Here is a 17,552-nt window from a genome sequence, read left to right on the forward strand (position 1 = left end):
GGCGGTACAGCCGCGGCAGGCCATCGCGAAGATGCGCCCCGCTCGAAAGGTTTTTGTTGACCACCTCTGCTGACCCCAGCACCGTTACGTCCGTTTTCAACTCAGTCCCGGCGACCGACGCCGCCCGGGAGCAGCTCGACGTCCCCCTGAGCGAGGCCGGCACCGCGCCGGTGGCGACCGCGCAGGCCGAGCCGACCGAGACCGCCGAACCGATCAGCTTCGCCGCTCTCGGCCTGCCCGAGCCGCTGGTCCGCGCGCTGGCGCAGCAGGGCATCACCAGCCCGTTCGAGATCCAGCGGGCCACCGTTCCGGACGCGCTCGCCGGCCGCGACGTGCTGGGCCGCGGGCAGACCGGTTCGGGCAAGACGCTCGCCTTCGGGCTGCCGATGATCGCCCGGCTGGCCAACCGCAACCGGGCCCGGCCGATGCGTCCGCGCGCCCTGGTTCTGGTGCCCACCCGAGAGCTGGCCATGCAGGTCAACGACGCCCTGATGCCGCTGGGCAAGTCCGTCGGCATCTTCCTCAAGACCGCCGTCGGCGGTGTTCCGTACGACCGTCAGATCGACGCGCTGCGCCGCGGCGTGGAGATCATCGTGGCTACCCCGGGCCGGCTCGGCGACCTCATCGAGCGGGGCATCTGCCAGCTCGACGACGTCGAGGTCACGGTGCTCGACGAGGCCGACCAGATGGCCGACATGGGCTTCCTGCCCGAGGTGACCGACCTGCTGGCGAAGACGCCCGCAGGCGGTCAGCGGCTGCTCTTCTCGGCCACCCTGGACGGTGACGTCGACGCGTTGGTCAAGCGGTTCATGAACGACCCGGTCACCCACTCCACGGCGCCGTCCACCGCCTCGGTGTCCACCATGGACCACCACATGCTGTTGATCCCGCCGCACGAGAAGTTCCCGGTGGCGGCCTCGATCGCCGCCCGGGATGGCCGGACCATGGTCTTCGCCCGCACCCAGCTCGGAGTGGACCGGCTGGTCGAGCAGCTCGCGGCCGTCGGCGTACGCGCCGGTGGGCTGCACGGCGGCAAGACCCAGCGGATGCGCACCAAGACGCTCGCCGAGTTCCGTGAGGGCCGGATGAACGTGCTGGTCGCCACGGACGTGGCGGCCCGGGGCATCCACGTCGACGGGGTCACCCTGGTGCTGCACGTCGACCCGCCGAAGGACCCCAAGGACTACCTGCACCGCGCGGGGCGTACCGCTCGGGCCGGCGAGTCGGGCGCTGTCGCCACGCTGGTGCTGCCCAAGCAGCGCCGTACCACCCTGGCGATGATGGAGAAGGCCGGCGTCGCGCCGGCCGAGACCCGGGTCCGGGTCGGGGACGCGGCGTTGGCCGAGCTGGTCGGCGCCCGCGAGCCCAGTGGCGTCCCGGTCCGCGTCGAGGCCGAGCCCCGGGGCTACGGCGACCGCTCCGGCGGCCCGCGTCGGTTCGGCGACCGCACGGGCGGCGAGCGCCGCTACGGCGACCGTCCGCAGGGCGACCGGCGCTACGGCGACCGGCCCACCGGCGAGCGCCGCTACGGCGATCGCCCGCAGGGTGACCGGGGCTACGGCGACCGCCCCCAGGGTGAGCGCCGCTTCGGCGACCGGCCCACCGGCGACCGTAGCTACGGCGACCGCCCGCAGGGCGACCGGAGCTACGGTGACCGCCCGCAGGGTGAGCGTCGCTTCGGCGACCGGCAGCACAGCGACCGGCCGCAGGGCGACCGGGGGTACGGCGACCGGCCGACGGGCGAGCGGCGTTACGCCGATCGGGACACCCGGGGGTACGGCGACCGGCCGCAGGGCGAGCGTCGGTTCGGCGACCGGCCGCAGTTCGGTGACCGGGACGGTCGGGGCGACCGACCGACCGGCGAGCGGCGCTTCGGTGACCGTCCGCAGGGTGAGCGCCGCTTCGGCGACCGGGACACTCGGGGTGGTTTCCGCCCGGAGAGCCGGGTCCGTGACGACCGGCCCCGTGACGACCGGCCCCGTGACGACCGGCCCCGCGAGGACCGCCCGCGTGACGATCGGCGTGGTTTCGGCGGGCGACCGGCGGCGCGTACCCACTGATTGATCCACCGAACGCCGTCGTGAAGCCCAGGCTTCGCGGCGGCGTTCGCGCATGCCCTGCCGATGTCGGTCCGGTCGCGTAACGTCCGGCTCATGCCGACCATGCCGAAGTCAATCTTCTGGTCCCGGACGGACACCGCCGGCAGCGAGCAGGTCCTGCTCGACGACGGCCACGGGTTGGCGGCCCGAGGCACTCTGCTCGCCGTGGACCCGATCCCATGGACCGCCCGCTACCAGCTGACCACCACGCCGGACTGGGCCACCACCCGGGTCGAGGTCGAGGCCGAGGGTCTCGGCTGGCTGCGCCGAGTGAAGCTGGAGCGGGCCGCGGGCCGTTGGCGGGTGACCACCGCCGAGCAGGGCGACCTGGACGCGGCCCTGGTCGCGGCCGGTCATCGCCGGGCCGGTCTGCCGGGCACGGACGACCCGGACCGGCTGGCCGACGCGCTCGACGTCGACCTGAGCGGTTCGCCGCTGTTCAACACCCTGCCGGTCCACCGGCTTCGGATGGCGGCCGAGCCGGCCGATATGGCACACCGGATCACAGTTGCCTGGGTGCTGCTGCCCGGCCTGGAGGTGGTGCCGGCCGAGCAGATCTACACCGGGCTCGGGCCGGGTCGGGTGCGCTTCGCCAGCGGCACCTTCACGGCCGACATCGATCTGGACGACAGCGGCTACGTGGTGCGCTACCCCGGGCTGGCCGAACGGATCGACCCGCGCTGATCCGGCCCCGGGCGGCGAGGCCCCGGGGCAGGCGAGCCAGACCCCGCCGGGCGGTTCAGGCGGGCCAGGCTCCGCTGGCCAGGAAGCGGTCGATGGTGGCCAGGTGCGGGGCCAGGTCGAGGCCCTGGGCGGCCACCCAGTCGTCGGCATAGTACGTGTCGGCGTACCGGTCGCCCGGGTCGCAGATCAGGGTGACCACCGAGCCCGTCCGGCGCTCGGCGAGCATCGCGGCGATCAGGCCGAACGCGCCCCACAGGTTCGTGCCGGTGGACCCGCCCACCCGGCGGCCGAGCAGCGCCGACCCGGCGCGCATGGCGGCCAGGGACGCCGCGTCCGGCACCTGGACCATCCGGTCCACCACCGAGGGCAGGAACGACGCCTCCACTGTGGGCCGGCCGATCCCCTCGATGCGGGAGCCCTTCCCGGTCCGTACCGACCAGTCGGCGGCCAGCCAGGCCGGGTAGAACGCCGAGTTCTCCGGGTCGACCACGCAGAGCTTGGTGGCGAGCCGGCGGTACCGGGCGTAGCGGCCGATGGTCGCGCTGGTGCCCCCGGTGCCGGCGCCCACCACCACCCAGGCGGGGATCGGGTGTCGCTCCAGCTCCAACTGCGCGTAGATCGACTCAGCGATGTTGTTGTTGCCCCGCCAGTCGGTCGCCCGCTCGGCGTAGGTGAACTGGTCCATGAAGTGCCCGCCGGAGTCCTCGGCGAGCCACCGCGCCTCGACCACCACGCTCGCCGGGTCGTCCACCAGGTGGCACCGGCCGCCCTGGAACTCGATCTGCGTGATCTTCTCCGGCGAGGTGGAGGCGGGCATCACCGCGATGAACGGCAGGCCCAGCATCCGGGCGAAGTACGCCTCGGAGACCGCCGTGGAACCCGACGACGCCTCGACGATCGTGGTGCGCGGCCCGATCCAGCCGTTGCAGAGCCCGTAGAGGAACAACGAGCGGGCCAGCCGGTGCTTCAGCGAGCCGGTGGGGTGTGACGACTCGTCCTTGAGGTAGAGGTCGATCCCCCATTCCCGGGGCAGCGGGAACGGCAGCAGGTGGGTGTCGGCGGACCGGTTCGCGTCTGCCTCGACGGCGGCGATCGCCTCGGTCACCCAGGTTCGGCTGGATTCGTCGCACCTGTCGAGATGAGTCACGCTCGGAAACCTAGCAAGCGGGCCAGCTGAGGTCAGCGCCGGTCCGGCGGCGTTGACCTGCGGAGTTGGCGTCGCTGACCGGCGCGGCCGGCGGCCCGGACGAGCGGGGTCAGTGCGACGGCCAACCTGGGCAGTGCGTCCAACAGGCGCACCTGCGCTCCCCGCCAGCGGGGCAGGCTGACCACCGGACGTGGCCGGCGGGCCAGCCGAACCGCCCGGGCCGCCACCTGCTGCGCGGTCAGCATCGATCCGGTGAACGAGGCCACCGCCCCCGGGTCGTCCAGCCGGTCGTGCAGCATCGGGGTCCAGATGCCGTCCGGGCAGAGGCAGGAGACGTGCACCTGCCGGTACCCGGCCATCCGCAGGTCGGACAGGGTGCCGAGGCTGAACGCCAGCAGGGCGTGCTTGCTGGCCGCGTACACCGTCTCGCCGGGCGCGGCGACCAGCCCGGCCAGCGAGACGACGTTGAGCACGTGGCCGTGGCCCTGCTCGCGCATCAAGGACAGCGCGGCGAGGGTGCCGTTCATGGCGCCGTGGGTGTTCACGTCGAGCAGCCGGCGGCGGGTCGCGGCGTCGTGCTCCCACGACGCCCCGGTGACCAGGATGCCGGCGTTGTTGACCCAGAGGGCGAGGTCGCCCCGGCCTGCCGCGTTCGCGGCGATGGCGGCGCAGGCGTCCTCGTCCCGGACGTCCAGGGCGGCCGACCAACCGCCGAGGGGCGCCGCGGCGCTCTGCGCCGCCGCCGGGTCGAGGTCGGTGAGCAGCACCGACCAACCGTCGGCGTGCAGCGCGGTGGCGATGGCCTGGCCCAGGCCGCCGGCAGCACCGGTCACCACGGCCACGGGACGCGCCGGCGGGGTCATCGGCGCACGCTACCGCCGGCCGCCGGGGCGACACCAGGGGTACGCGGCGGTCAGGCCGCGGGCGGGCCGACCGGCTGGGGGCGGTTCTCCCACTTGGTGGAGAGCGCGATGGCGGTACGGGTGGAGGCCACCCCCGGCGTCCGGTTCAACCGCACGATCAACTGCTCCAGCTCGGCGATCGTGCCGACCCGCGCCTTGAGCAGGAACGACTCCACGCCGGCCATGAAGTAGCAGGATTCGATCTCGGGCAGCACCCGCAGCGACTCGAGCATGTCGTCGGAGTCGGCACCGGAGTCCTCGACGATGCCGATCAGCGCTGTGACACCCAGCCCGATCGACTCCGGGGCCACGTCCGCACGGTAGCCCCGGACCACGCCACTGCTCTCCAGCTTGCCGACCCGCTCGTGCACGGCCGGGGCCGAGAGGCCCACCTGTCGGGCCAACTCGGCGTACGAGAGGCGGGCGTTGCCGCGCAGTAGGTCGACGAGGCTCAGGTCGATGGCATCCACAGAGAGTGACCCTAACCGCTGACACGTAACGTGCGGCCTTCGGCACCCGTTGGACTGAGCGGTGAGTCACTGTTCATAAACCGCCGGTCAGGGCAGAGGTAGCACCAGTAACATTACTAACTCCCCACTCAGTGCATTTTTCGCGTTTGGGCGGACAGGCCATGTCCCTGGTGCTGTAATTGCCATACGTCCCTCATGACGGCTCTGGGCTACGCACCAGCCGGGGGCAGTGTGTTCAGCCGGGGGCTTCGTCGACGCGAGGAGGGGGCTGTGGACACTGGAGATCGCCTGCTGACACCGGGTGAGGTCGCCGCGCTGTTTCGGGTAGACCCGAAAACTGTGACGAGATGGGCGGCGGCCGGCCGGATAGGAAGCATCCGGACTCCAGGCGGGCATCGCCGGTTTCGGGAATCCGAGGTGCGGGCCCTGCTTGAGGGGGAGGGCATGCTGGACGAGGTGGATGAGGTCGGTAAGCCACGCAATGTGGGGCCGGCGGCATCCACGGGGCCGGGTCCGGCCAACGCCGGCATGTACTGAACTGGTGCGGACAACGCCACGCGGACCGGACACCAGTCCGGTCCGCGTCCCGCTTCGGCCGACCACCGGGCGGCAGCACCGCTCGTGCTGAGCAGCACAACCGTGCCCAGCGCGAGCGGACGGCTCAGCATGAACGGGACGGCTCAGCTTCGGGCTGCGCCGAGCTGGCCGGACCACCGCCGGAACAGGGTGTGCGGGACGCCGAGCGCGTCCAGCACCTTGCCGGCCACGAAGTCGACCAGCTGCTGCGCGCTGGCCGCCGCCCCGGCGCCGTAGAAGCCGGGGCTGGCCGGCAGCACCACAGCGCCCGCGTCGTGCAGGGCGATGAGGTGCTCCAGGTGGCTGCGGGTCACCGGTGTCTCCCGGGGGACCAGCACCACGGGACGACGTTCCTTGAGGTTGACCTCGGCGGCGCGCTGCAGGAGATCCTTGGAGAGCCCGATCGCGATGCCCGCGCAGGCGGCCGTGCTGGCCGGGACCACTGCCATCCCGCGTACCCGGTAGGAGCCGCTGCTCGGCCCGGCGGCCAGGTCACCGGCCGGCCAGTGCCGCACGTCCGCAGTGGTCAGGTCCCGGTCGAGCCAGGCGGCGAGATCCTCGGCCCAGTGCCCGTCCCGAAAGGGTCGGCCGGTCTCGTCGAGCACTGTGAGTCGTGCCGCCCGGGACACGATCAGGTCCACCGGCTCGCCCGCGTCGAGCAGGCCGCCGACGACGGCCGCCGCGTACGGCGTGCCGGAGGCACCGGAGACCCCGACCACCCATGGTTCCCGCATGCCCCCCAGCCTGCCTGGTCCGGCTGGTCCGCTGGTGGGCACCCCCGGGTTGGTCCGGTCCGACATGTCCGACGGGTACCTGCGCATCCCGCCGACCTGACATGCTGCCGCTGGCGATTCGCACCGGAACCATCTCGAAGAGGAGGCATCGGTGACGACCGGCGAGATCCTCCGGACGCTGCGTGCCGAATGTCCGATCCCACCCCGGCTTCCACCACCCCACACTGATCGTGTGCAGGCCTGGCTGCTCGGTCTGCTGCCCGAGCTCGGCCACTCACTGGACGACGCCGCGCTGCACCGGCTGTCCCGGGGCGCCTTCGCCCGGTACGCCGGGCGGCTCTACCCGGCGGCGACCGAAGCCGACCTGCGGGTGCTGGCCGCGCTGTTCACCTGGTTCTTCCTGGTCGATGACGCCTGCGACGGGCCGCACCGGTTGACGCCGGAGCAGATCCGGGCGCTGCGCAACGGCACACTGGCGCTGCTGCACGACGGCACCCGGCTGCGGCAGACCGGGCTGTCCGGCCCGCTGCGGCGACTGCTGGTGCTGGCGTGGCGGGAGCCGCGCCGCCGGATGCCGGCCCGGTGGCGGCAGCGTTTCGCCGACGCCGTGGCCCGACACCTCGACGGCACCTGGCAGGAGGCCGTCAACAAGGAGGCCGGCCACCGTCCCGGCGTGGACGAGTACGTCGCGCTACGTCGGTCGACCTCGGCGGCGGAGGTGTCGTACCCGCTGGTGGAGTTCGTCAGCGGCCGGCCGTTGCCCGACCCGGTCTACCACCACCCGCTGCTGCGTCAGATCGCCCGCACCGGCAACGACCTGCTCTCCTGGTACAACGACATGGCCTCGCTGGACGGAGACCGGGTGACCGCCGGCGGGCACAACCTGGTCCTCGCCATCGAGGCAGAGCTGGGCGTGCCGGAGGCGGAGGCGGTCGAACGGGCGGCCGAGCACTGGAGGGAGACGATGCGGCGCTTCGTCGCGTTGCGAGCCGCGGTGCCGTCGTTCGGCCCGGCCCTGGACGAGGCGGTCGCCGACCATCTCGACGGCATCGCGCACGCCGTGCGCGGGACCATCGACTGGACCTTCGAGAGCGCCCGCTACCCCGTCAGCGCCACCCCGCCTGCCTCAGGGCCGTAGGCCGAGCCGGACCCGCCCAGCCTCACGGCCGTAGGCCGAGCCGGATCACCAGGTCGAGCAGGGCGAAGAGGAACAGCGCGATGCCGACGAACCCGTTGGCGGTGAAGAACGCCCGGTTGACCTTGCTGAGGTCGGTCGGGGTGACCACCAGGTGCTGGTAGCCGAACGCCACGGCGGTCAACGCCAGCCCGATCCACCAGAGCCAGCCGAGACCGATCAACGCGCCGAACCAGATGAACAGCGCGAAGGTCACCACGTGCGCGACGGTGGAGGCGTGCAGCGCGAAGCGCCGACCGTACCGGGCCGGCACGCTGTGCACGCCGATCTCCCGGTCGATCTCGGAGTCCTGGCAGGCGTAGATCAGGTCGAAGCCGCCGATCCACAGCCCCACGGCCGCGCCGAGCAGCCAGGCCGGCCCGGAGCCGTCCAGGGTGCCGGTGACCGCCAGCCAGGCGCCGACCGGGCCGACCGCCTGGGCGATCCCGAGGATGGCGTGCGGCCAGTTGGTGAACCGCTTGGCGTAGGGGTAGACGACCAGCGGCACCACGGCGAGCGGCGCGAGCAGCAGGCAGAGCGGGTTGAGCAGGGCTGCGGCGACGAGGAAGACCACGAGTGCGACGGCCGCGCCGGTCCAGGCCGTCCGCACGCTCACCGCTCCGGTGACCAGTTCCCGACCGGCGGTACGCGGGTTCCGCGCGTCGATCTTGCGGTCGAGGATCCGGTTGGCGGCCATCGCGAACGTCCGCGCCCCGACCATCGCCGCGGTGATCAGCAGCAGGTCGAGCCACCGTACGCGCCCGCCGGAACTCTGCATCGCGGCCAGCGCCGAGAGGAACGCGAACGGCAGCGCGAAGACGGAGTGCTCGACGGCGACGAGCTTCAGGAAGGACTTGGTCCGGCCCGGCTTCACCATCGGTGCGTCGATGACGGCCATCAGATGCCGTACTCCTTCCAGCGCTTGTCGACCAGGGCGGTGACCTCCGGGCTCATGGTCATTTCCTCCGGCCAACCACGGGTGTAGCCCTCGGTGGGCAGCTTGCGGGTCGCGTCGACGCCGGCCTTACCGCCCCAGAACTGCTGGTACGACGAGTGGTCGAGGTGGTCCACAGGGCCCTCGGTGAGCAGCAGGTCACGGGCGTAGTCGACGTTGCCGAAGGCCCGGAAGGCGACCTCGTTGTAGTCGTGCACGTCGCAGTCCTCGTCGACGATCACGATCAGCTTGGTCAGCGACATCAGGTGCGCGCCCCAGATCGCGTTCATCACCTTCTGCGCGTGCTTCGGGTAGCGCTTGCGGATCGAGACGATCGCGCAGTTGTGGAAGACGCCGGCGGCCGGCAGGTCGTAGTCGACGATGTCCGGGATCATCAGCTTGAGCAACGGCTGGAAGATCCGCTCGGTGGCCTTGCCGAGGCCGTGGTCCTCCTGCGGCGGCTTCGAGGTGACGATCGAGTGGTAGACCGGCTTGCGCTGCATGGTCATCGCCTCGATGTGCAGCACGGGGAACGGCTCGACCGGCGTGTAGAAGCCGGTGTGGTCGCCGAACGGCCCCTCGGGCAGCCGCTCACCCGGCTCCAGGTAGCCCTCGAGCACGATCTGCGCGTGCGCCGGCACCTGCAACGGCACTGTGAGGCAGTCGACCATCTCCACCCGCTCGCCGCGGAGGAACCCGGCGAACAGGTACTCGTCGATGTCGCTGGGCAGCGGCGCGCTGGCCGCGTACGAGACGACCGGGTCGCAGCCGATCGCGACGGCGACCGGCAGGCGCTGCCCGAGCCGCTCGGCGACCGCGTGGTGCGCCGTCGAGTCCTTGTGGATCTGCCAGTGCATGCCCAGGGTGTTGCGGCCGTGCTGCTGGAGTCGGTACAGGCCGAGGTTGCGCTTGCCGGTCTCCGGGTGCTTGGTGTGGGTCAGCCCGTAGTTGTGGAAGATCCCGCCGTCGTCGGGCCAGACCTGCAACCCCGGCAGCCGGTTGAGGTCGACGTCCTCACCCCGGTAGACGACCTCCTGGCAGGGGGCGGTCTTCACCTTGCGCGGCGGCACCGACTTGAGCTGCATGACCTTGCCGAGGCCCTCGCGGATGCCCGACCAGCCGACCGGCAGCTCCGGCTTGATCAGCGCGCCGATCCGGGCGCCGACCTCGTCCAGTGAGTCGACGCCGAGGGCCATCGCCATCCGCTTCTCGGTGCCGAACAGGTTGATCGCCACCGGCATCTCGCCCCGGGTCGGACGCTCGAAGAGCAGCGCCGGGCCGCCGGCCCGCACCGTGCGGGTGACCACCTCGCTGATCTCCAGGGTCGGATCGACCGGGACGTCGATCCGGCGCAACTCCCCCGCGCGCTCCAGCGCCGCGATGAAGTCCTTGAGATCGGTGTACGGGAAGCCACGAGCCGCCATGTCGCCCAGTCTCCCGCACCGGCTCCCGCACGGCCCAAGCCGGGTGCTGTGACGCGCGTTTCAGGAAACCGCGGTGTCCCAGGCCTCCGGACACCGCGACTTCAAGGAAGGCGAGTGGATCACCGAACCTCGCGGGCATGGCGGGCGGTTGAGCGGGTAGCCGGGCAGGTGGCGGGCGGACGGCAGCGGGCACGGGCGGACGGGCGGACGGAGGCGGTTGTGGGCGGGGAGCGGGTTCCGGCGGGGTTCACTGAGCAACGGGCGCGGGTCGGCCAGATCACCATGAACTACGTCCGTGGGGGTGCCGGCCCGCCACTGGTGTTGCTGCACGGGTATCCGCAGTGCTGGTACATGTGGCGGCACCTGCTGCCCGAGTTGGGGCGCTCTTTCGAGGTGGTCGCCCCCGACCTGCGCGGCTTCGGGGGCAGCGACGCCCCGGACGGCGGGTACGACAAGAAGACTGTCGCCGCCGACCTGCACGGACTACTCGACCAGCTCGGCCTGGACGGTGACCTCCGGCTGGTCGGGCACGACCTGGGGACCATGGTGGCGTACGCGTACGCCGCCGCCCATCCGCAGCGGGTGAGTCGGCTGGTGCTCACCGAGGCGCCGATCCCCGACGAGAGCATCTACACGTTCCCCGCGCTCACCTCGGCCGGGCCCGGCGTGTGGAACTTCGGCTACTTCTCCCTCGGCAACGGGCTCCCGGAGGCATTGGTCGACGGGCGGGAGTCGCTCTGGGTGGACAAGTTCACCGACGCGCTGATGGTGCGCAAGGGCAGCATCGCCGCGCCCGACATCGAGGAGTTCGCCAGCCATCTGCGCGACCCGGCGCATCTGCGGGCCAGCTTCGCCTATTTCCGGGCGTTCGAGCAGGACGTCGCCGACAACGCGGCGTACCGGGGCACGAAGCTGCCCATGCCGGTGCTGGCCGTCGGGGCGGCGGCCAGCCTCGGTGGGCAGGTCGCCGAGCAGGTTCGCCGCTACGCCGACACGGTGCGCGGCGAGGTGATCGAGGACTGCGGGCACTGGCTGTACGAGGAGCGCTCGGACGAGATGCTCGCCCTGCTGCGGGACTTCCTCGGGGCGACCTGAGCCACGGCCCGCAGGCGTCTCCGGTCAGGCCCCGGGCGTCCAGGCGTGGGCGGCCAGGGCTGGGTCGAGCGGCGCCCGGGTGAGCCGGTTGGCGAAGGTGGAGATGGTGTACGCGCCGACGCCGAGCACCACGTCCAGCGCATGCCGGGGCTGGTAGCCGGCGGCCAGGAAGTCGTGCAACTCGTCGTCCGGCACTGCGCCCCGGTGGTCGAGCACGGCCAGTGTGAACCGGCGCAGCGCCTCCAGGCGCGGCTCGGGCAGCGCCGAGCTGGCACGCAGCGCGGTGATCAGCTCGGCGTTCGCTCCGAGTCGGGTGAGCGTGCCGGTGTGCAGGGCGACGCAGACGTGGCACTCGTTGGTGGTGGCGACGGCGAGGACGACCACCTCCCGCTCCAGCGGCGTGAGATCGGTCTGCTCGAAGCCCGCGTTGGCGGTGAGGAAGCCGGCGAGCAACTGCGGTGATTCGGCCATCAGCGCCACCGGGGCGGGCAACCAGCCGAACCGGCCGCGTACGCCCTCGATGGCTCGCTGGGCGGCGGCGGGCGCGGTCTCGGCGGTGTGGGTGGTGAAGACGGGCATGGGTTACCTGCTTTCCACAGCCTGGATCGGGGGACGTTACGATAATCAACGTGGTTGACGAAATAGTAAACGTGGTTGTCGAACGTGGCAACCGATGATCCCGCCCGGCCCGGCTTCCAGCTACCGCTGCTGCTGCTGGCCGGCTTCCGGACGCTGATCGACGACCTGCACGCCGAACTGGCCCGGGAGGGGCATCCGGAGCTGCGGCCGCTGCACGGGTTCGTGCTCCAGGCCGTCGGCGCGGACGGCACCACCGCCACCGAGCTGGGTCAACGGCTGGGAATCTCCAAGCAGGCCGCGGGCAAGACCGTCGACCGGTTGGTCGCCGTCGGCTACCTGGAACGGGTCGACGACCCCTCGGACGCCCGACGTCGGCTGGTCCGGGTGACAGCGCGCGGCGCCGACGGGCTACGCCGCTCGGCCGAGATCTTCGACCGGTTGCGCGCACAGTGGCTCGACACCCTGGGCCCGGAGCGAGTCACCGCCCTGGAGGACGACCTGCGCACGATGGCCTCGGCCAACTGGTTCCGGCTCGACGTGCCCGGCTGGTTCGGCGGCTGATCGCGAGGGATCGTCTGCCGCCACCACAAGATTCACTCGGGTTTCAGGAAGTCGCGGCGTTGCAGGGCGCAGGACACCCCCACTTCCTGAAAGCCGAGTGGATCAACGGCCGACCGGGCGCGGGGCACCGCCACATTGGCGCCCAGGACCGGTCAAGCCCGGCAGACACATCTCACAGTGCCTGGCCGCACGGCGGGACGCGGAAGCAGAGTGAATTCATGTCGGACGCGTACGTCGTCGGCGACCCGGACGGGTTGTCGCCCCTGCTGGTCGAGCTTCGCGACACCGTCGCTCGGGAGCTGCACGCCCAACTGGCGTTGCGCGGCGAGCGGATCGAGCTGGCTGATCTACCGGAGGTGTCCTACCAGGTCACCCGGCAGGTCGAGCGCACGTTGCGGGCCTGGCAACCCACGCGGTAGACGCGGGGCCGGTCACTGACAAATCCGTGACCGGCCCGCACCGCGTTGCCAGGGTCAGTCCAACCCGCCGTACGAGTGCAGGCCGGTGAAGAAGATGTTCACGCCGAACAGGTTCATCAGCATGGTGAGGAAGCCGAGAACCGCGATCCAGGTGGCCACGTTGCGCTTGACGCTGGGCGTCGCGCGGGCGTGCAGGTAGCCGGCGTACACCACCCAGGAGATGAACGCCCAGGTCTCCTTCGGGTCCCAGCCCCACGGCCGACCCCAGGCCGCCTCGGCCCAGATGGCACCGGCGATCACCGCGAAGGTGAAGATCGGGAACGCGAAGGCGTGCAGCGCGAAGGTCAGCCGCTCCAGGCCGACCGCGCCGGGCAGCCGCTTCGCCAGGGTGTACGGGAAACTCCGCTTGCCCTGCTCGTACCCGTTGCGCATCAGGAAGCCGACCGCCGGCACCACGCCGAGCAGGAAGATGCCGGACGCGAAGACGATCGTCGAGACGTGGATGACGAACCAGTACGAGTTCAGCGCCGGCACCAGCGGCACGATCGGCACGTACAGCACCAGCTCGGCGGTGGCGACCAGCAGCACCATCACCAGGGTGAGGAAGAGCCCGAGCTTGCGCAGCGACGGCCGCTTCCAGAGCACCACCAGCCAGGCGGCCACCCCGATGAACGTCACGGTGAGCACGAACTCGTACATGTTGCCCCAGGGCATCCGGTCCGCGGCGAGCCCACGGGTCACCAGCGCCGCCAGGTGCAGCCCGGCGGCGACCGCTGTGGCCCACACCCCGATCAGGCCCGCGAGTCGGGCCCGCCCGGCGGAACGGTCGACCGTGGGCGGCGACGGGACCGGCGCGGGCGGCGTCGGGACGACACCGCCGCCGGCGCCGACCAACTCGCGCGCCGGAGCCGCCGTGGCGACCCGGGTACGCACGTTGCCCAGCGCGTACTCGACGGCGTGGCCGATCATCGCGACCAGGTACGCCAGGATCGCGAAGGTCACCAGATTGTCGGAGAGTGCGGACATCACTCGGCTCCTTCTCGCACGCCGGCCCGATCAGCGGAGTCAGCGCCAGCACCAGCCCGTTCGGCACCGCTGACGGCGGCGACCAGCTGGGTGAACTCGTCGGCGAACCCTGGATAGTCGGTACGCGGCAACCCACCGACCTCCATCAAGCTACTACCGCTCGTCGGAGATCCTTCCCCGGGGTCGGCCGGCACCACCCGGAAGAACACCCGGCGGCGCTTCCCGAACAGCGAACCCATCAGCCCGACCAGCAGCACGCCGCAGCTGACCAGCAGCATCGTCGAGCCCGGGTCGTGCCGGATGGAGAGGGTGACGTACCGCTCGGTGCCCAGGAACTCGACTGTCGTGCCGTCGTCGAGCTTCCAGGTCTCGCCCTTGCGGAGCAGCTTGGTGCCGACCTCCTTGACCTTGCCGGCCCGCACCTGCCGCTGGTCGAGTTGGTAGACCGAGCCGGGGATGCCGGCGTCCAGGCCGAGGTTGCCCCGGTACGCGACGAGGTTCAGCGCCGGGTTGCGCTCGGTCGGGTACTGCGAGCGGACGAACGGCGCCTGCTCGGGCGCTGTGGGCAGGTAGATGCCGGTGAACGCCATCTGCTGATCCGGTGCGCGCTGCCCGGTCGCCGGGTCGACGTTCGCGTCTGGGAAGGCCGCCAGCCCCTCGCTGGTCAGGCCCATGTCGCCGGTGGTCAGGAACGGTTCGTCGCTGATCTGGCTGTTGCCGAACCGGTCGGTGTAGCGGATCACCGGTGCGTACCCGTGGCCGAGCAGGTAGACGCTCGCGTCGTTCAGGCGCAGCGGTGAGTTCACCGAGAAGTCGGCGCTGCGGGTCGGCTCGTCCGGGCCGTCGACGGTGACCGTGGCGTTGAAGAACTCCGGCTGGCCGGACGCCAGGAACCGGGCCTCGAAGTCGTCCAGCCGCAGGCAGAAGCGGGGCAGGTCGGCGCTGTTCACGCGAGGGCCGAGCTTCGCCTCGGCGTACTGCTGGCGGGTGTTGCAGAACGCGTTGTCCGCGCCGGCCACCAGCAGCCGGTTGCCGCTCCAGCCGTACCAGGAGCCCAGCGCCACCCCGATCAGCACAGCGATCAGCGAGGTGTGGAACAGCAGGTTGCCGGTCTCCTTGAGGTAGCCCTTCTCGGCGGAGACCTCGTCGCCGCGCACCTCCACACGCCAGCGGCGCTTGCGCAGCGCCTCGGCGATCGCCGCCGCCCCACCGGGCGGGGCGGGCAGCACTGTGTGCTGCGGCAGCCGGGCCATCCGCTTCGGCGCGGCCGGCGGCCGGGACCGCAGCGTGCGGACGTGGTCGCGGAGCCGGGGCGTGATGCAGCCGATCAGTGAGGTGAACAGCAGCAGGTAGATCGCGGAGAACCAGACCGACCCGAAGACCTCGAACGCGCCGATCCGGTCCAGTCGGGGGGCCCAGTCCGGGTGGTCGACGAAGTATTCGTTGACCTTCTCCGGGCTGATCCCGCGCTGCGGCAGCACCGACCCGGGGATGGCGGCGATCGCGAGCAGGAACAGCAGGATCAGCGCCGTACGCATGCTGGTGAGCTGCCGCCACGAGTTGCGCAGCAGGGCCAGCAGCCGGTTCGGCCGGCGGCGTGGCGCGGGCGCCACGGTCTCCGGTCGGTCGTCGACGACCGTCATCAGATGCTCACCTCGCCCACCCCGACGGTGGTCTGCAACCAGATCACGAAGCTCTGCCATCCGCCGGTGACCAGGGCCAGGCCGATCAGGATGAGCAGGGCGCCGCCGACCCGGGTGACCCAGCGGCTGTTGCGCCGGACGGCGCGGAAGACCCCGAGCAGGCGTTCGAAGCCCAGCCCGAAGACGATGAACGGTATCCCCAACCCCAGGCAGTACGCCACGGCGAGCACCACGGCGCGGTCGCTCTGGCCGCTGGCGGTGGCCATGCCCATGACCGCGCCGAGCGTGGGGCCGGTGCACGGCACCCAACTGAGCGCGAAGACAGCCCCGAAGACCGGTGCGCCGAGCAGCCCGGCCGACGGCAACCGGGAGATCCGGAACTCCCGTTGCAGGGCCGGGATCATCCCGAGGTAGCTCAACCCCGCCACGATGACCAGCACGCCGACGCCGATCTGCAACTCGCGCTTGTAGTCGAAGAACACCCGGCCGATGCTGGCGAAGAGGATCGCGGTGGCCACGAAGACGACTGTGAAGCCGCCGATGAAGAGCAGCGTCCCGGCGAGCACCCGACCCTTGACCGCACCGACTCGCGCGACCCGCTCCTTGACCGCGACACCTCCGCTGGCCGGCGCGGGATCGGCCGCCGGCCGGCGGCCCTCCAGGTCGGCGCCGGCCAGGCCGGTCACGTACGACAGGTAACCGGGGACGAGCGGAAGCACGCACGGGGAGAGGAAGCTGACCAGGCCGGCGAGCGCCGCCGCGCCGATGGCGAGCAGCAGCGGCCCGCCGAGGGCCAACTCCCGGAAGGTGTCGCCCATCAGTTCGGCGCCCGCTTCTCGGCGGCGATCCGTTCGACGATCGGTTGCAGGCCCTCCTGCTTGACGGCGGCCCGGATCACCGCCGCGATCCGGCCGTCGCGGTCGAGCACCACAGTCGCCGGCACGCTGTTCGGCGGGATGTCCAGGGCGAGTGCCGTCTTGCTGGACGGGTCGAACAGGCTCGGATAGGTGACCCGGCCCTTCTCGAACGCCTTGGCCTTGTCCCGCGAATCCTGGACGTTGATGCCGAGGAAGTTCACCCCGGAACCCTTGGTGGCCTGGTAGACGGCTTCCAGGTCGTCCGCCTCGGCGCGGCACGGCGCGCACCAGGAACCCCAGAAGTTGACCACCACGACCTGACCGCGCGCCTCGCTGACGTCGTAGCTGCCGCCGAGCAGCAGCTCACCGGCGACCTTCGGGGGTGCGGAGCGCTGGTCCGGTGCGCACTCGAAGATCCCGTCGGTGGTGGTCGTGCAGGTCTTCTCCTGCGCCTTCGACGACGTGCAGCCGACCAGCGCCACCGCGGCGACGGTGGCGAGCAGACCGGCGGTCCACCTCCGGGCGTTCATCACGCCCCCTTGGCCGTCCGGGCTGTCGCGGAGAGAGCGATCAGGTGCGCGGCCGGCTCGCTGTAGCCGATGCCCACCACCTTCGCGCCGTCGAAGTGCAACGAGGTGAGGCTCGCCAGCCCGCACTGCCGCTTGCGCGGATCGTGCCAGAGCCGCTTGCGCTCCACGTAACGGCGCAACGTCCAGATCGGTAGCTGGTGCGACACCAGCACCGCCTCGCGCCCCTCGGCGGCGACCCGGGCGGCCTGCACGGCGGCGAACATCCGCTCGGCGATCACCCGGTACGCCTCGCCCCAGGACGGGGTCACCGGGTCGCGCAGCACCCACCAGTTACGCGGGTCGCGGAACGACCCGTCACCCGGGGAGACCTTCTTGCCCTCGAACCAGTTGGCGCTCTCGATCAGCCGCTCGTCCACCCCGACCGGCAGCCCGAACTGGGCGGCGATCGGCTCGGCGGTCTGCTGGGCGCGCTCCAGCGGGCTGGCCACCACGTGCACGATCTCCCGCTCGGCCAGGCCCTGCGCGGCGGCCTTGGCCATCTGCACGCCCAGCTCGGAGAGGCGGAAACCGGGCAGCCGGCCGTAGAGGATCTGGTCGGGGTTGTACACCTCGCCGTGCCGAAGCACGTGCACCACCGTCTTGCTCAAGGCTGCGCCCCCTTTGTTCGCGACTGCGGGGCTCGCAAGATCGGCTCACTC

Annotated in this window: 19 protein-coding genes; 7 read left to right on the forward strand and 12 right to left on the reverse strand. The window is 71.5% G+C overall.

Translation table 11 applies throughout. The features are described from left to right. Positions 1 to 170 precede the first annotated feature (170 nt). Together ABZS40_RS22975 and ABZS40_RS22980 are read left to right on the forward strand one after the other, a co-directional pair. Positions 171 to 2,060: a DEAD/DEAH box helicase gene (locus ABZS40_RS22975; protein ID WP_354945473.1), complete on the forward strand. Its 1,890-nt coding sequence runs from the start codon at positions 171 to 173 to the stop codon at positions 2,058 to 2,060. A gap of 93 nt (positions 2,061 to 2,153) precedes the next feature. Next, positions 2,154 to 2,783 carry a putative glycolipid-binding domain-containing protein gene (locus tag ABZS40_RS22980; RefSeq protein WP_354945390.1) on the forward strand — a complete coding sequence of 210 codons (630 nt, stop codon included), beginning with the start codon at positions 2,154 to 2,156 and terminating at the stop codon, positions 2,781 to 2,783. A 55-nt stretch (positions 2,784 to 2,838) separates the two neighbouring features. On the opposite strand, the gene ABZS40_RS22985 is transcribed toward ABZS40_RS22980, so the two are convergent. The 3 genes from ABZS40_RS22985 to ABZS40_RS22995 are packed head-to-tail and all read right to left on the reverse strand — an operon-like array spanning position 2,839 to position 5,302. Continuing rightward, positions 2,839 to 3,930, reverse strand: a complete 1,092-nt coding sequence (locus tag ABZS40_RS22985) for a PLP-dependent cysteine synthase family protein (RefSeq protein WP_354945392.1) — start codon at positions 3,928 to 3,930, stop codon at positions 2,839 to 2,841. Between the two features lie 32 nt (positions 3,931 to 3,962). After that, a complete protein-coding gene (locus ABZS40_RS22990) occupies positions 3,963 to 4,793 on the reverse strand; it encodes an SDR family oxidoreductase (RefSeq protein WP_354945394.1) in 831 nt (276 codons plus the stop codon). 50 nt (positions 4,794 to 4,843) lie between these two features. Next, positions 4,844 to 5,302 (reverse strand): Lrp/AsnC family transcriptional regulator, encoded by a 459-nt coding sequence (locus ABZS40_RS22995; RefSeq protein WP_091395696.1) that lies wholly within the window; start codon positions 5,300 to 5,302, stop codon positions 4,844 to 4,846. Between the two features lie 270 nt (positions 5,303 to 5,572). Here ABZS40_RS22995 and ABZS40_RS23000 point away from each other — a divergent pair, with 270 nt between their 5' ends. Then, positions 5,573 to 5,839 (forward strand): BldC family transcriptional regulator, encoded by a 267-nt coding sequence (locus ABZS40_RS23000; protein WP_007454516.1) that lies wholly within the window; start codon positions 5,573 to 5,575, stop codon positions 5,837 to 5,839. 143 nt (positions 5,840 to 5,982) lie between these two features. Here the strand turns inward: ABZS40_RS23000 and ABZS40_RS23005 are convergent, their stop codons facing one another. Next, positions 5,983 to 6,612: a UbiX family flavin prenyltransferase gene (locus ABZS40_RS23005; RefSeq protein ID WP_112680847.1), complete on the reverse strand. Its 630-nt coding sequence runs from the start codon at positions 6,610 to 6,612 to the stop codon at positions 5,983 to 5,985. 232 nt (positions 6,613 to 6,844) lie between these two features. On the opposite strand from ABZS40_RS23005, the gene ABZS40_RS23010 reads away from it, so the two are divergent. Then, positions 6,845 to 7,750, forward strand: a complete 906-nt coding sequence (locus ABZS40_RS23010; protein WP_354945396.1) for a terpene synthase family protein — start codon at positions 6,845 to 6,847, stop codon at positions 7,748 to 7,750. Between the two features lie 22 nt (positions 7,751 to 7,772). Here the strand turns inward: ABZS40_RS23010 and mqnP are convergent, their stop codons facing one another. Further along, positions 7,773 to 8,684, reverse strand: a complete 912-nt coding sequence (gene mqnP / locus ABZS40_RS23015; protein ID WP_354945398.1) for a menaquinone biosynthesis prenyltransferase MqnP — start codon at positions 8,682 to 8,684, stop codon at positions 7,773 to 7,775. Further along, positions 8,684 to 10,144, reverse strand: a complete 1,461-nt coding sequence (locus ABZS40_RS23020) for a menaquinone biosynthesis decarboxylase (RefSeq protein WP_354945399.1) — start codon at positions 10,142 to 10,144, stop codon at positions 8,684 to 8,686. Before ABZS40_RS23020 ends, mqnP begins: the two co-directional genes overlap by 1 nt. A gap of 114 nt (positions 10,145 to 10,258) precedes the next feature. Between ABZS40_RS23020 and ABZS40_RS23025 the strand changes: the two genes are divergently transcribed. Then, positions 10,259 to 11,239: an alpha/beta hydrolase gene (locus ABZS40_RS23025; protein WP_354945401.1), complete on the forward strand. Its 981-nt coding sequence runs from the start codon at positions 10,259 to 10,261 to the stop codon at positions 11,237 to 11,239. A 24-nt stretch (positions 11,240 to 11,263) separates the two neighbouring features. On the opposite strand, the gene ABZS40_RS23030 is transcribed toward ABZS40_RS23025, so the two are convergent. Continuing rightward, positions 11,264 to 11,818 carry a carboxymuconolactone decarboxylase family protein gene (locus tag ABZS40_RS23030; protein WP_354945403.1) on the reverse strand — a complete coding sequence of 185 codons (555 nt, stop codon included), beginning with the start codon at positions 11,816 to 11,818 and terminating at the stop codon, positions 11,264 to 11,266. An 84-nt stretch (positions 11,819 to 11,902) separates the two neighbouring features. Here ABZS40_RS23030 and ABZS40_RS23035 point away from each other — a divergent pair, with 84 nt between their 5' ends. Then, a complete protein-coding gene (locus ABZS40_RS23035; protein WP_354945405.1) occupies positions 11,903 to 12,379 on the forward strand; it encodes a MarR family winged helix-turn-helix transcriptional regulator in 477 nt (158 codons plus the stop codon). A gap of 218 nt (positions 12,380 to 12,597) precedes the next feature. Continuing rightward, entirely contained in the window at positions 12,598 to 12,798 is a 201-nt protein-coding gene (locus ABZS40_RS23040) for a hypothetical protein (RefSeq protein WP_354945406.1), read from the forward strand. Between the two features lie 54 nt (positions 12,799 to 12,852). Here the strand turns inward: ABZS40_RS23040 and ccsB are convergent, their stop codons facing one another. The 5 genes from ccsB to ABZS40_RS23065 are packed head-to-tail and all read right to left on the reverse strand — an operon-like array spanning position 12,853 to position 17,501. Further along, on the reverse strand, positions 12,853 to 13,824 hold the full coding sequence (gene ccsB, locus ABZS40_RS23045) for a c-type cytochrome biogenesis protein CcsB (RefSeq protein WP_354945407.1): 972 nt from the start codon (positions 13,822 to 13,824) through the stop codon (positions 12,853 to 12,855). Beyond that, positions 13,824 to 15,467: a cytochrome c biogenesis protein ResB gene (locus ABZS40_RS23050; protein WP_354945409.1), complete on the reverse strand. Its 1,644-nt coding sequence runs from the start codon at positions 15,465 to 15,467 to the stop codon at positions 13,824 to 13,826. Before ABZS40_RS23050 ends, ccsB begins: the two co-directional genes overlap by 1 nt. After that, complete coding sequence (locus ABZS40_RS23055) at positions 15,467 to 16,285, reverse strand: cytochrome c biogenesis protein CcdA (protein ID WP_354945410.1); 819 nt, start codon at positions 16,283 to 16,285, stop codon at positions 15,467 to 15,469. The genes ABZS40_RS23050 and ABZS40_RS23055 overlap by 1 nt, the downstream gene beginning before the upstream one ends. Then, positions 16,285 to 16,854 (reverse strand): TlpA disulfide reductase family protein, encoded by a 570-nt coding sequence (locus ABZS40_RS23060; protein WP_354945411.1) that lies wholly within the window; start codon positions 16,852 to 16,854, stop codon positions 16,285 to 16,287. Before ABZS40_RS23060 ends, ABZS40_RS23055 begins: the two co-directional genes overlap by 1 nt. Further along, positions 16,854 to 17,501, reverse strand: a complete 648-nt coding sequence (locus ABZS40_RS23065; RefSeq protein ID WP_354945412.1) for a histidine phosphatase family protein — start codon at positions 17,499 to 17,501, stop codon at positions 16,854 to 16,856. The genes ABZS40_RS23060 and ABZS40_RS23065 overlap by 1 nt, the downstream gene beginning before the upstream one ends. Positions 17,502 to 17,552 lie beyond the last annotated feature (51 nt).

The sequence above is a fragment of the Micromonospora sp. NPDC005324 genome (assembly GCF_040607155.1).
Taxonomy (GTDB): Bacteria; Actinomycetota; Actinomycetes; order Mycobacteriales; family Micromonosporaceae; genus Micromonospora; species Micromonospora trifolii.

Coding starts and splice junctions, on each gene's coding strand:
- ABZS40_RS23030 (WP_354945403.1), bottom strand. CDS start 11,818: ATGCCCGTCTTCACCACCCACACCGCCGAGACCGCGCCCGCCGCCGCC.
- ABZS40_RS22980 (WP_354945390.1), top strand. CDS start 2,154: ATGCCGACCATGCCGAAGTCAATCTTCTGGTCCCGGACGGACACCGCC.
- ABZS40_RS23050 (WP_354945409.1), bottom strand. CDS start 15,467: ATGACGGTCGTCGACGACCGACCGGAGACCGTGGCGCCCGCGCCACGC.
- ABZS40_RS23005 (WP_112680847.1), bottom strand. CDS start 6,612: ATGCGGGAACCATGGGTGGTCGGGGTCTCCGGTGCCTCCGGCACGCCG.
- ABZS40_RS23040 (WP_354945406.1), top strand. CDS start 12,598: ATGTCGGACGCGTACGTCGTCGGCGACCCGGACGGGTTGTCGCCCCTG.
- ABZS40_RS23020 (WP_354945399.1), bottom strand. CDS start 10,144: ATGGCGGCTCGTGGCTTCCCGTACACCGATCTCAAGGACTTCATCGCG.
- mqnP (WP_354945398.1), bottom strand. CDS start 8,684: ATGGCCGTCATCGACGCACCGATGGTGAAGCCGGGCCGGACCAAGTCC.
- ABZS40_RS23060 (WP_354945411.1), bottom strand. CDS start 16,854: ATGAACGCCCGGAGGTGGACCGCCGGTCTGCTCGCCACCGTCGCCGCG.
- ccsB (WP_354945407.1), bottom strand. CDS start 13,824: ATGTCCGCACTCTCCGACAATCTGGTGACCTTCGCGATCCTGGCGTAC.
- ABZS40_RS23055 (WP_354945410.1), bottom strand. CDS start 16,285: ATGGGCGACACCTTCCGGGAGTTGGCCCTCGGCGGGCCGCTGCTGCTC.
- ABZS40_RS22990 (WP_354945394.1), bottom strand. CDS start 4,793: ATGACCCCGCCGGCGCGTCCCGTGGCCGTGGTGACCGGTGCTGCCGGC.